The organism is Microcystis sp. LE19-131.1A (genome assembly GCF_027532015.1).
In the GTDB taxonomy this organism is placed as follows: domain Bacteria; phylum Cyanobacteriota; class Cyanobacteriia; order Cyanobacteriales; family Microcystaceae; genus Microcystis; species Microcystis ichthyoblabe_A.
In genome coordinates, this window is record NZ_JAPZSS010000171.1 from 1 (window position 1) to 11,532 (window position 11,532).

The 11,532-nt window shown below is 45.8% G+C and carries 14 protein-coding genes and 3 pseudogenes; 12 read left to right on the forward strand and 5 right to left on the reverse strand.

What is annotated here, in order from left to right:
* The first annotated feature begins 234 nt into the window (after nt 1-234).
* The 10 genes and pseudogenes from O9323_RS13480 (at nt 235) to O9323_RS13525 (ending at nt 6,687) form a co-directional block, all read left to right on the forward strand.
* The gene (locus O9323_RS13480; RefSeq protein WP_002751625.1) at nt 235-873 is read left to right on the forward strand and encodes a histidine phosphatase family protein; all 639 of its coding nucleotides are present in this window, start codon (nt 235-237) and stop codon (nt 871-873) included.
* Between the two features lie 49 nt (nt 874-922).
* Nucleotides 923-1,567, forward strand: coding sequence for a histidine phosphatase family protein (locus O9323_RS13485; RefSeq protein WP_002751623.1), 645 nt, complete (start codon nt 923-925; stop codon nt 1,565-1,567).
* Between the two features lie 234 nt (nt 1,568-1,801).
* Complete coding sequence (locus tag O9323_RS13490; RefSeq protein ID WP_149107552.1) at nt 1,802-2,515, forward strand: biotin--[acetyl-CoA-carboxylase] ligase; 714 nt, start codon at nt 1,802-1,804, stop codon at nt 2,513-2,515.
* A gap of 45 nt (nt 2,516-2,560) precedes the next feature.
* Complete coding sequence (locus O9323_RS13495; protein WP_193978337.1) at nt 2,561-3,805, forward strand: M23 family metallopeptidase; 1,245 nt, start codon at nt 2,561-2,563, stop codon at nt 3,803-3,805.
* A 336-nt stretch (nt 3,806-4,141) separates the two neighbouring features.
* Nucleotides 4,142-5,614 (forward strand): hypothetical protein, encoded by a 1,473-nt coding sequence (locus tag O9323_RS13500; RefSeq protein WP_193978335.1) that lies wholly within the window; start codon nt 4,142-4,144, stop codon nt 5,612-5,614.
* 195 nt (nt 5,615-5,809) lie between these two features.
* Nucleotides 5,810-5,923: pseudogene (locus O9323_RS13505) on the forward strand (IS1 family transposase); the annotation flags it as partial.
* 37 nt (nt 5,924-5,960) lie between these two features.
* Nucleotides 5,961-6,098 (forward strand): annotated as a pseudogene (locus O9323_RS13510) (ISL3 family transposase); the annotation flags it as partial.
* Nucleotides 6,074-6,259 carry a hypothetical protein gene (locus tag O9323_RS13515; RefSeq protein WP_288125277.1) on the forward strand — a complete coding sequence of 62 codons (186 nt, stop codon included), beginning with the start codon at nt 6,074-6,076 and terminating at the stop codon, nt 6,257-6,259. The pseudogene O9323_RS13510 and the gene O9323_RS13515, both read left to right, overlap by 25 nt.
* A gap of 4 nt (nt 6,260-6,263) precedes the next feature.
* A pseudogene (locus tag O9323_RS13520) lies at nt 6,264-6,398 on the forward strand (element excision factor XisH family protein); the annotation flags it as partial.
* A gap of 43 nt (nt 6,399-6,441) precedes the next feature.
* A complete protein-coding gene (locus O9323_RS13525) occupies nt 6,442-6,687 on the forward strand; it encodes a hypothetical protein (protein ID WP_043998333.1) in 246 nt (81 codons plus the stop codon).
* Nucleotides 6,688-6,754: 67 nt separating this feature from the next.
* Here the strand turns inward: O9323_RS13525 and O9323_RS13530 are convergent, their stop codons facing one another.
* From O9323_RS13530 to bchM, 5 genes are all read right to left on the reverse strand, one after another.
* Entirely contained in the window at nt 6,755-7,102 is a 348-nt protein-coding gene (locus O9323_RS13530) for a carbon dioxide-concentrating mechanism protein CcmK (protein WP_002733188.1), read from the reverse strand.
* Between the two features lie 104 nt (nt 7,103-7,206).
* A complete protein-coding gene (locus tag O9323_RS13535) occupies nt 7,207-7,515 on the reverse strand; it encodes a carbon dioxide-concentrating mechanism protein CcmK (protein ID WP_002782143.1) in 309 nt (102 codons plus the stop codon).
* Between the two features lie 27 nt (nt 7,516-7,542).
* Complete coding sequence (gene msrA / locus O9323_RS13540) at nt 7,543-8,061, reverse strand: peptide-methionine (S)-S-oxide reductase MsrA (protein ID WP_103111585.1); 519 nt, start codon at nt 8,059-8,061, stop codon at nt 7,543-7,545.
* Nucleotides 8,054-8,821: a 3-methyl-2-oxobutanoate hydroxymethyltransferase gene (panB, locus tag O9323_RS13545; RefSeq protein ID WP_288125278.1), complete on the reverse strand. Its 768-nt coding sequence runs from the start codon at nt 8,819-8,821 to the stop codon at nt 8,054-8,056. The genes msrA and panB overlap by 8 nt, the downstream gene beginning before the upstream one ends.
* A 3-nt stretch (nt 8,822-8,824) precedes the next feature.
* Complete coding sequence (gene bchM, locus O9323_RS13550; protein ID WP_288125279.1) at nt 8,825-9,517, reverse strand: magnesium protoporphyrin IX methyltransferase; 693 nt, start codon at nt 9,515-9,517, stop codon at nt 8,825-8,827.
* 211 nt (nt 9,518-9,728) lie between these two features.
* Between bchM and pyk the strand changes: the two genes are divergently transcribed.
* Together pyk and O9323_RS13560 are read left to right on the forward strand one after the other, a co-directional pair.
* Nucleotides 9,729-11,150: a pyruvate kinase gene (pyk, locus tag O9323_RS13555; RefSeq protein WP_288125280.1), complete on the forward strand. Its 1,422-nt coding sequence runs from the start codon at nt 9,729-9,731 to the stop codon at nt 11,148-11,150.
* Between the two features lie 134 nt (nt 11,151-11,284).
* Entirely contained in the window at nt 11,285-11,413 is a 129-nt protein-coding gene (locus tag O9323_RS13560) for a histidine phosphatase family protein (RefSeq protein ID WP_016516390.1), read from the forward strand.
* Nucleotides 11,414-11,532 lie beyond the last annotated feature (119 nt).

Below are 11,532 nucleotides of genomic sequence, written 5' to 3' on the forward strand. Positions count from 1 at the left end.
GGCCAAGCTTTTCTGGTCGGAACCCCCTAAGCCGAGTTTTCAAGGTGCTGCGCCGTCCACTTGGTTTTCGAGACTGGCCTTTTAATTCTAACGTAAAGCCAACCTAGAACGGCGGGGTTTCAGACCCAAAATTTCCGATGATTGTAGCGGCGAATTGCCTTCGCCCTCTTTTAATAACTTCTGCTTATCACTATAAGTGGGAGAGAGTCACAAATATTGAGATGCACCCAAAAGATGAGTCTAAAACTTTACTTTTTGCGTCATGGCGAAACCACAGCCAGTCAAACGGGTAGTTTTTGCGGTCGATTAGACTTGGAACTAACCCCAGCCGGCTATGAAATGGCCAAGGATTTCGCCCTTGCCTATCGAGATGTGCCTTGGACAGGGATCTATTCCAGTCCCCTCAAACGTACCATGGCCACAGCCACCCCTTTAAGCGAACTCTTAGGTATTCCCATCCACAAACGGGAAGGATTAAAAGAGATTGCCTACGGCCAATGGGAGGGAAAAACCGCAGCCGAGGTTAATCAGGAGTTTCATGATGATTATGTGCGCTGGTTAGCAGATCCGGGCTGGAATTCTCCCACAGGAGGCGAAAAAGGCATCGATATCGCTCGCCGTAGTTCGGAAGTATTAGAGGAAATCGACCATCATCACGATGATGGCCATATTTTGATCGTTTCCCATAAAGCAACGATCCGAATCATGTTATGTTCTCTTTTAGGCATTGATATCGGCCGTTATCGCGATCGAATTGCCATGCCCGTGGCCTCGGTGACGATCGTCGAATTAGCCGAACATGGTCCCCTCTTTCAAGTCATGGGCGATCGCTCTCACCTCCGCAATGACCTGCGCTCCCGAGCGGGAACCTAACCAGTCAACAGTAACCAGGGAAGCCCCGGATTTGGTCTCCTGAAAAACTATGTGCTTGATGTTATATTTTCTGCGACACGGACAGACAGCCTATAGCAAAACGGGAGGATACTGTGGTACTCCAGAAAATGACCCCGGTTTGACGGCCGAAGGCATCGAAATGGCGGAAGAATTCGCCGATGTCTATCGTTCTTTACCTTGGCGTGCGGCCTATGTCAGTCCCCTCCAAAGAGCTATTCAAACCGCTAAACCTCTCTGTGAAGCGGTGGGACTGAAATTAGAAATACGCCAGGGATTACAAGAGATCGGTTATGGTCTTTGGGAAGGTATGCACCCTAACGATATCGATCGTCAATATCATGATCTCTATGTACGCTGGTTGACGGATCCGGCTTGGAATGCTCCCCCCAACGGGGAAAGGGGGATCGATATCGCCCGTCGTTCCGCGGCCGTTTTGGAGGAAATTGAACACATCCACAGTGATGGCAATATCTTGATCGTTTCCCACAAGGCCACCATCCGGATCATGCTCTGTAGTCTGATGGGCATTGATGTGGGCCGTTATCGCGATCGATTTGAAATGCCCGTAGCCGCTGTCAGTATTGTCGAATTAGGCAGTCGTGGCCCGCTTTTCCATGGCATCGGTTTACGTTCCCACCTCAGTGAGTACCTGCGTTCTCTCCCCTGCACCTAATCAGTTATCAGTGATCAGTTATCAGTGATCAGTTATCAGTGATTCAGTTATCAGTGATCAGATGTCAGTTTTCATACTCAATCCGGTTATTAAAAACTGATTATCTATTCCCTCTTTTGCCTTTTGCCTCTTGCCTTTTGCCTCTCCTGATATTTAGCCTATACTCAACGGATTTAGTATCAGGTCACTGATTACTGTTTACTGATCACTGAAAATACTCCCCACTTCCAATTTATGACCAAAATCCATCACTTTGAGCTATTACCTTCCACTAATACTAGAGCATGGGAATTATTAGAATCGGGGGAAAAGCCTCCTTTTGTGGTGACTGCTAGTCAACAAAGTGCCGGGAGGGGACAATGGGGACGGGAGTGGATTTCTGAACCGGGAGGATTATATTTATCTTTGGCGTTAAATCTGGATTTAGAGGTGGATAAATCTGCCCATCTCGTTCTCGCTACAGTTTGGGGCATCGCTCATCATCTGAATTGTCAGGAAATACCTGTTAAAATCAAATGGCCGAATGATTTAGTATTACTAGGGCGCAAACTAGGGGGAATTAACCTAGAAACCCGTATTCAGGGTCAAAACATCCCGCAAGCAGTCATCGGAGTGGGCCTCAATTGGTCTAATCCTGTCCCCCCCACGGGTATTAATTTACAAGCTTTTACTGGCAATAAAATCACCTCGATCGCCCAGTTAACTTCTCTCATCAGCGATGCTATCCTATACGGCTATGAATATTACTGTCATCACGGCATAAAAGCCCTATTAGCCTCTTATTTAGAATTTTTTGCCAATTTTGGTCAAAAGATAGTTTTTGAGGGCTATCAGGGCATAATAACGGGGGTAAGCGATCGAGGGGAATTAAAAGTTAAATTAACCTCGGACAATGCCAGTAGCGAAATCTATATACCGGCCGGTAGGGTCAGTCTCGGCTATAATTGAGTCTAAATATTTTTTTGACTAAACTGTGAGAAGTGAGGCCGCCCTATGTATCCTTCATCGGTGATATTGAAACTTTTTCTCGGAAAATCCTTAAAAAAGAAGCTGAGTTTATGCAGTGGTCTCGGTTTAGTGGTCAGCGGTCTGATTACTCTTGCTCCCAATGCGATCGCTAATTCCGAAATTGGCAGCGAAACCCCAGTGGTGGAAAATGCCGCCCCGACTCTGAAAGCCCCCGTTATCAAAGAAAATACTAATCCTGCCCCCCGTCTGGCTATCCCCGAAAACCATCGAACCGATATGCCTACCCTTGCCCCCCGGGCCGGCGGTAAAAATAACTTTATCGATACTAGAAACTTTAACCCCCCCAGTTCCGTTGTTGTCACCGAGCGCCGCAGTGGTTGCCAAACCATCGCCCAAAATGGTCAACTGGTAGGAGGTAGCTGTAATCTGGCGGCCCGGGCCTCCCGTCGTCAGCCGGTCAGCACTGTGGCCAAACCCTTACCCCCGGTTAATCTGGCCCGGGTGCGTCTCAATCCTAATCCGGCCGTGCGGGTAGGACGGCGGTCTCAAAATCAGCCGGTTATCGCTCATAATTCCCTGCGTCGTTATGCCCCCACTCTCGTCGCTTCTAGCTCCCCGGTACGTCTGGCCGCCCCGACGGTGATTCCAAGTCAGGTGGTAGCCCTCAATCCCCCGGAATGGAATGGCGTAAAATTAGCCTTGGCCCCAGTGACTCGTGCGGAAGTGGAGGCAATCAGCGAAGCGACCACCTATGAGCGGGCCACCCGTTTAAGTCCCACGGATTCTAACCAAACTCAACGCACCGATTTACTCTTTCCCCTCGCTCTTCCCGCCCAAATTACCTCAGTTTTCGGGTGGCGAAATCATCCGGTCAGCGGGAATCGGGCCATGCACGCGGGTACTGATTTAGGCGCACCGATGGGAACACCTGTATTAGCCGCCTACGCAGGGGAAGTGGCCACCGCCGACTGGTTGGGAGGTTACGGATTAACGGTGATTTTGCGTCACCTCGATGGTAGTCAAGAATCTCGTTATGCCCACCTTTCGGAAATTACCGTCAAACCGGGAGAATGGGTGGAACAGGGAGCGGTTATCGGTCGCGTGGGTAGTACGGGAGTTTCTACTGGTCCGCACCTACACTTTGAATGGCGACACCTAACCGAACAGGGTTGGACCGCCGTGGATGCCGGTTTGCATCTAGAATTAGCCCTCGATAATCTGGTGCAGAGAATGCAAATGGCCACAGCCACTGACTCTAATCAGAATTGAATGGTGAGCTAATAGAACATCTTTGGTGGGAATTAAAATCTCTCGTGAAAAAACTCGCCCCGAAAAGGGAAGAAGCCTTAAAAGCTATCTTACATCTTGGCTTGATGCTAGTAAGCGAGAAACACTCGAGAAACTATTTCCCCCATTGCTGTTATTATGCCTCTCATACCATTTTTCTAAAGTAATGGCAGAGATGGTTAATTACCCTCACCCCGAACCCCTCTCCCAGAAAAGGAGAGGGGAGTGGGATACCTGCCACGAATAAAGAAAAATGGTATCAGTTCTGCAAAGTCCTGCAATTACTTGAGCGACTTTTTCAGCAAACCCTACCAAATAATGAAAAACTTTCTAGACTCAACTAACCGAGGGGAAAAAAATAATTTCCTCATCCCCTTTGCCTATGTGCTAGGAGTGGCCCTACCCTTTATTTTGGTCTATTTTCTCCCCATTTATCACGTTACCGATGTCTTCCAATTTAGTAGATGGGGGGATTGTCTCGCAGCAGGTAAAGTATATATGGATTGTCCTCGCAAAATCCCAGACTATCCTAGTATAGGTGTACTAGCAAGTGGTGGAGTAATTGCGGCGATAAAATCCCTATTGGGAATTAGCGAAAAAACCGAAGCTATCTACCACTTCCGTTTTTACCTAGCGTTTGTTGACGCTGTCATTTTTCTCCTTCTTACCTACCTAGCGAGAATCTTAAAATTCAAACGCCCCGTAATCATCGGTTTAACCATTACCCTAGTGCTATTTCTCTGGGCGGCAGGTTCTCTCTGGGGACAGATTGACAACGTAGGCTTATTATTTTGCCTCTTGGCTACCATTGGTTTCTTCCAATCTTGGAGTGAGGAAAACACCCTGCTCAAAAATATCCTCTGGTTTCTCCTCGGGATGTTTAGTTTAGTCCTATTCATTCTCACTAAACAACTTTTTATTTTTTCCCTACCCTTTTTTGCCCTAGGTATCCTGACCACAGGTTACAAATTCCAGCAAAGATACCAGACTAAAGGCTTAATCTGGCTGGGAGCAACTCTACTTTTAAGCCTCGGATTTTTCCTCTACCTAGATAGCCTATTTGCAGTTCCCCTCAGACTGATTCAGTCTAGTTTCCTCTTTGTCTTAAAGTCTAGTGTTGCTCAAGGTGACAAAATCTCAGGAAATGGCTTTAATATCTGGATATTTCTCGGTTTAGAACCGGGCGCTTCCTCCCTAGTACCTTTTATGGATTTGCAACTGGGTAGCTGGAAAAAAGGTATCAGTCCTCACCAAGCAGGGTTTTTACTCTATGCTGGTTTCATGGGTTTTCTTCTCTGTACAGGTTTAATCAAGATTTGGCAAATTCTCGCCACCAAAACCGAGGCGATTAGCCCTAAATATAATCCTACCTATTTAATGGCACTTCTCTGCCTTTTCCACGGACTAAGTTACCTAGGTTTTAATATTCTTCTCAGTGGCACTCATGAGCGCTATCTCTATATAGGTTATCCTTTTATTTTGATCAGTGTTATCTGGCTCTACTATCAGGATTTCCTGGTATCCAGACGCGCCCTACTCGCCTCTTTATTTGCTGCTTTTGCCTACGGTTGTTTTCTTTACTCCCAAATATCTAATGCTTATGTGGCACAAGCACAACAGTATTTAGGTTTTCAACAACCACCGAATGTTCCCTTATTACCCAAGTTCTTCTTTATCTTTGAAAGACATCAGTTTCTGGGTGCCGTTCATATATTCTTGCTAGTTTTCCTAGTAGATATTTGGCAACAGCTAAGTAAAAGACAGATTGTTCTTCCTAGTTCCGATAAGTGAACATCAATCGCCACCGGCAAAAGCGCCTACAAACACTGACTCTAATCAGAATTAATTTGTTTTGGGTTACAAATATAGCGGTTTTTGGAGCTTAAAAAAGCATTGTTGAGCTTTTGCCCAATTGATGCGTTTTCATACATTCGCAGCCTTAGTAATATCAAGTTAAATTCTATTCAGTGCAGATAGAGCGCGCCTATTGAAAGATTAAATAATACTTTTCGACAAAGGATTTCTCGGCTGGTGAGAGAGAGTCTATCTTTCTCTAAAAAAATGGAGAATCACCTTGGGGCTCTTCTAGGTTCTGTGTGAGAATGGTATAATAGTAACACAGAACAGGAGGTGAGTTATGTGGATAAATTTTGATCAACTCCTCGATTTACCAAATGTAACAGTGGTCAATTATCAAAAAATTGCTCAGACAATTTTCTTAAAGCTTGCTCTTTTAAATGAAACAATTGAATGTCCGATGAAATACAATTGCAATTTTCTTTATCCAATGGTCGCGTGATTTTTACTCAAGATACTGATTTTTTAAGAATCAATCAACTAGCACGTTGCTTCAAGTCAGAAAAATTCCCCTCTATCCGTCCCAACCTAATCGAGACTATTGGTCACTGGCTAAATAACGCGATCGCCGAACCATAAAAAAATGCCTGCCAAAGATATTTTCCATGATTGTGTAAAACACGCCCTAATCAAAGATGGCTGGATAGTTACCGATGATCCCTTAAGTCTTAAAATTGGCAAAAAAGACTTGTTTATTGATCTAGCAGAGGAACTGTTAACACAAATTGATCCCCCCTAGTCCCCAAAAGAAGAATCTCCCCATGAGTAACCCTATTATCATTGAAACTGACTTAAAAGATATTCTCGCTAAACTTGACAATCGGTTAGAGCGAATCGAAACAAAACTAGAAGTATTACCGAAAATAGAGGCCGAAGTTTCCCAAATCAAAGAAGATGTCAAAGACTTGAAAGAAAGGGCAACGGCTCAAATATGGGCTTTGATAGTCACTGTTATCGGTGCAACTGTTGCAGCAATTATCAAATTCGGTTTTCTGACTAAAACTTAAATCATCCCTAAAAACTAAGTTGGAACTAGACAAGTTCCAACCAGTAACAAAAAATTGACCTTGAAGATTAACGACGGATTGGTGCCATCGCACCGTCGGCAGCAGCACGAAAAGGTTCCACTGCCTCGCTATAATCGATCGGTAAAATAGCCACCACGTTATCATGAGGACGGGGAATAATTACCCAGGTTTCTAAAGCTGCCCCCTCGGTTTTATTGACGGCTTCAATGCCGGCAGCCATAGCGGTTTTTACCTCCTGTACATCCCCACGAATATTGAGGGTAAAACGGGCGCTTCCTGCCCTTAAATAACCAACAATCGTGATCCGTCCTGCTTTTACCATCGCATCGGCGGCCGCTAGAATACCGGGGAAACCTTTGGTCTCGATCGATCCCACCGCGGGTTGGGCTGTCATAAATTAACTCCTAATAACAAAAATCAGATAAGTTTAATTGATAGAATCCAATCTATTTTCCAGTCTTTAACTATAGTCTAGTTTGGGGCTAATCGCTAGGGAAATTAACTGCGAAAACGGTCTGACTTAGCCGTATGCTGCACTGGTAAAACCGCCAGTACATTTTCTGGAGGATTCGGTACGATGTAATGACTGACCACATTGCCACCAAAAGCGGTCATCGCCGCCGCTAATCCTGCCTCTACTGCTGGTTTAACCTCGGAAATCGGACCGCGAATCGCCACCAAAAATTCGCCCCTTTCCGCTAGATCAAAATAAACTAGGGTGACTCGTCCCCCTTTAACCATGGCATCCGCCGCCGCTAAAACGGGGGGAAAACCCAACGTTTGAATGACTCCGACCGCCTCGGGCATTTTTCCTGATCTCCTGCGAAAGCAACTTTACATTATACCCCGATCCTGTCTTGATATTTTCTTCTGGAAATCCTCGACCGATCGAGCCTGTTTTTTCTCCAAATACTGTTGATGGGACTGATCGGCCAGATAATAATCTCCTGCGGGTTCGATCAAAGTAACGATATCCTGCTGAAACTTTCCCGATAGTTGTAGTTGACGCTTGGAAGCAGTGGCGATTAACTTTTGTTCCGGGGTGTGATAAAAAATAATCGATCGATATTGTTCTCCCCGGTCAGGTCCTTGGCGATTTAACTGAGTCGGATCATGGATTGACCAAAAAACGGCTAATAACGCCTCGTAGCTTATTTCTTGGGGATTATATTCAATTTGTGCCACTTCCGCATGACCGGTAATTCGCGATAAGACATCGAGATAACTAGGATTGGGAAAATGTCCCCCCATATAACCCACAGAAGTCGCAAAAACCCCCGATAAACGCCGAAATGCGTCCTCGGTTTTCCAAAAACAGCCGGCCCCAAAGGTGGCTTTTTCGCCGCTATTCATTTCTCCTCACATCCTTGGCAAATTCTACCACTGCTTTTGTAATTGTCTCGCTTAAATTAGCATAAACTTTGGCAAAAGGGGGGGCTTTTTCGGTTAATCCTAGGATATCCGCCGTTACTAACACCTGACCATCACAATCTTCCCCCGCACCGATACCAATCGTCGGGATAGTCAATTTATCGGTAATAGTAGCGGCTAAATTGGCGGGAATATGTTCCAAAACCAGGGCAAATACTCCCGCTTTCTCCAAGGCTAAAGCTTCCTCGATTAATCTTTGTGCCTCCGATGGAGTTTTTCCCTGCTGACGGTATCCTAACCGATGGACTGACTGGGGAGTTAATCCGATATGACCCATAACAGGGATGCCTATCTCGGTTAAACGGCTAATAGTCTCGATCATAGCGGGATAACCTCCCTCTAATTTTACCCCTTGCACTCCCGCTTCCTTTAACATCCTTCCGGCGGAGTGAATTGCCTGACTGACACTTTCCTGATAGCTGAGAAAAGGCAAATCACAGACAACTAAAGCTTGTTTTACCCCGCGAGACACGGCCGCCGCGTGGTGAATCATCGCCTCGAGGGTGATCGGTAAAGTGGTAGGATAGCCCAAAGCGGTCATAGCTAAGGAATCACCTACCAAGATAATATCAATTCCTGCCCGATCGAGCAGTCGCGCGATCGGATAATCCCAAGCTGTGAGGGTGACAATCGCGCGTTTTTGCTGTTTCCACTCGATTAATTTGTTGGTGGTGACTGCCATTGTTTATTCACTGCGGACAGCTTCAAGGATACGGGAAAAATAGAAACGAGTGCTAGTCATACTCGTCCGTTCAATTTTAAAGCCATTTTCGTTGAGAGCGGCGATTATAGTTTTTTCCTTGTGTTGATAGGCACGAGTGGTTTTACTCGGTCCGGGGAAAAATTGACCAATTTTCTTGAGAATGGTTAATAAACAGGTTTTAGGGGCAAAACTGAGGATTAAACGGGATTGAGCTAGGGTTCCCAACTGTTTAATCATGCCTAAGGCTTCTTCTGTGGGATAGTGAATGAGAACATCAAGACAGATGACTGTGTGATATTGGCCGGTTAATGCTTCTAAATCTTGAACGGCAAAGGTGAGTTTACTGGTATCTGCTAACTCTTTGGCCGCTCTTTCCTTGGCTTCTGTCACCATTTTCTCGGAAATATCACTGGCGAAAATAGTTGCGCCCGCTTTAGCGAGGGGAATACTAAGACTACCGACTCCACAACCGGCATCACAGATCGAGAGATTAGGCAAATTGTCATCACTTTCTAACCAACCGATAACGGTATCGATCGTCTGTTGATGACCGATGCGAATATCTTTTTGTACTTTGTTAACTTCGCCATCCCCATAAATCCGGCGCCAGCGATCGAATCCCGTGGCGTTAAAATAGTCCTTGACTATGGCTTTATCGTCTAATGTGTTGGTCATAAGGAAATCTAAACGAGCGGAGATGGTTATTAGTTTATCCTACCGTGAAAGCTCTCAACGGTTGCTGCTGATAGCTGACTCCTGACTGCTCAGGAGAGGACCGGGAGCGATGGCAACTCTGTGGAAAAGCTTAATTTGTTTTTCGCTTCACCGTTAGTTAACCTAAAGTGAATATCATGTAATCGTCCCAAGATCGATTAGTAAGGGTTCCATGTCAATTATTACCCATAGAACTAAGATCGTAGCCACGATCGGCCCTGCCAGTAATTCGCCAGAAGTCCTCAAGGAAATGATCGGTGCGGGGATGAATGTAGCGCGGCTAAACTTTTCCCACGGTAGCTACGAAGATCATGCGAGAGTTGTTAGCCTTTTACGGCAAATTTCTCAAGAATTAGACAATCCGATCACTCTCCTGCAAGATTTACAAGGGCCAAAAATTCGCGTCGGTAATCTCCCCAATGGTTCCATTACCATCAACGACGGCGACTATCTCACCCTTGTACCCATGGATGAGTATCGGGGAGAACCGAACACCGTTTCGATCGATTATCCCTATCTGGCCGAGGAAGCACAGCTAGGTGAGCAAATTCTCCTCGATGATGGCTTATTAGAGCTAAAAATCGTTGAAATTAACGGAAAAGATCTAAAATGTCAAGTATTGGAGGGAGGAATTCTCAAGAGTCGCAAGGGAGTTAATCTACCCCGTCTCAATTTGCGCTTACCTTCCATGACCGAAAAAGACAAACAAGACCTAGAATTTGGTCTTTCTCAGGGGGTTGATTGGGTTTCCCTCAGTTTTGTTCGTAAAGGAGAAGATATCAAGGCGATTAAGGCATTTTTAGCCGAGAGAAATCATGGGGATGTGCCAGTGATGGCTAAAATTGAAAAACCGCAAGCGATCGAAAATTTGGAGTCAATTATCGAGGAATGTGACGGAATTATGGTGGCCCGGGGCGATTTGGGGGTAGAATTAAGTCCCGAAAAAGTCCCCATGTTGCAAAAACGCATTATCAAACTCTGCAACATGAAAACTATTCCCGTCATCACTGCCACCCAGATGTTAGAAAGCATGATTCACAGTCCCCGACCGACTCGGGCCGAGGCTAGTGATGTGGCTAATGCGATTATCGATGGAACCGATGCGGTGATGTTATCGGGGGAATCAGCAGTGGGAGATTTTCCCGTCAAAGCTGTGGCTATGTTGGCCAAAATCGCCCATGATGTGGAAGCGGATGTGAAGTTTGATAATGCTCCCCCCAATCAGTCCGATGAAACTCACGCTCTCAGTGAGGCTTTAGTGGCGATCGATCAAACCCTTGATCTCCGTTATATTGTCACTTTTACCACCTCTGGCTACACTTCGCTACTGGCTTCTAAGGAACGTCCCTCGGTTCCTGTCATTGCCATGACTCCCAACAAACGAGTCTATCACCGTCTCAATCTAGTCTGGGGTGTGATCCCGATTCTTCTTGATCATCAGGTGTCCGTCTTTGAGGATGTGTTAAAGCAAACGGAATCAATTCTGCTTCAGAAAAATCTAGCCCAATCCGGCGATAAAATCCTGATTATGGCGGGAATTCCCATGCAGAAAACTAAAGGCACTAATTTCCTCAAAATTCACAGGATTCCCTAAGTTCTAGGATTCGGGAGTCAGGAGTCAGGACACAGAAGACAGGAGACAGGAGACAGGAGACAGGAGATTATTTCTATTTATTCTCCCCACTTCCCCAAACCCCACACCCCAAACCCCACTTCCCAAGAAAACCCATGTCAAAACTTGTATTAATTCGTCACGGCCAAAGTCTTTGGAATGCGGCCAATAAATTCACTGCATGGGTCGATGTTCCCTTAAGTGAACGCGGTAGGGCTGAAGCCTTGACATCCTCGCCGCCCTAAAAGTGCGGCGATTCCTAAACCTCACGATTTAAGTTTCTGCTTCCACCACCGTCGCATACCACAGTTAAAAAACCATGTACTGTCTTACACAGAGTCCACAGACTTTCGCCCCATTTCAG

Coding starts and splice junctions, on each gene's coding strand:
- O9323_RS13480 (WP_002751625.1), top strand. CDS start 235: ATGAGTCTAAAACTTTACTTTTTGCGTCATGGCGAAACCACAGCCAGT.
- O9323_RS13485 (WP_002751623.1), top strand. CDS start 923: ATGTGCTTGATGTTATATTTTCTGCGACACGGACAGACAGCCTATAGC.
- O9323_RS13490 (WP_149107552.1), top strand. CDS start 1,802: ATGACCAAAATCCATCACTTTGAGCTATTACCTTCCACTAATACTAGA.
- O9323_RS13495 (WP_193978337.1), top strand. CDS start 2,561: ATGTATCCTTCATCGGTGATATTGAAACTTTTTCTCGGAAAATCCTTA.
- O9323_RS13500 (WP_193978335.1), top strand. CDS start 4,142: ATGAAAAACTTTCTAGACTCAACTAACCGAGGGGAAAAAAATAATTTC.
- O9323_RS13515 (WP_288125277.1), top strand. CDS start 6,074: ATGTCCGATGAAATACAATTGCAATTTTCTTTATCCAATGGTCGCGTG.
- O9323_RS13525 (WP_043998333.1), top strand. CDS start 6,442: ATGAGTAACCCTATTATCATTGAAACTGACTTAAAAGATATTCTCGCT.
- O9323_RS13530 (WP_002733188.1), bottom strand. CDS start 7,102: ATGACAGCCCAACCCGCGGTGGGATCGATCGAGACCAAAGGTTTCCCC.
- O9323_RS13535 (WP_002782143.1), bottom strand. CDS start 7,515: ATGCCCGAGGCGGTCGGAGTCATTCAAACGTTGGGTTTTCCCCCCGTT.
- msrA (WP_103111585.1), bottom strand. CDS start 8,061: ATGAATAGCGGCGAAAAAGCCACCTTTGGGGCCGGCTGTTTTTGGAAA.
- panB (WP_288125278.1), bottom strand. CDS start 8,821: ATGGCAGTCACCACCAACAAATTAATCGAGTGGAAACAGCAAAAACGC.
- bchM (WP_288125279.1), bottom strand. CDS start 9,517: ATGACCAACACATTAGACGATAAAGCCATAGTCAAGGACTATTTTAAC.
- pyk (WP_288125280.1), top strand. CDS start 9,729: ATGTCAATTATTACCCATAGAACTAAGATCGTAGCCACGATCGGCCCT.
- O9323_RS13560 (WP_016516390.1), top strand. CDS start 11,285: ATGTCAAAACTTGTATTAATTCGTCACGGCCAAAGTCTTTGGAATGCG.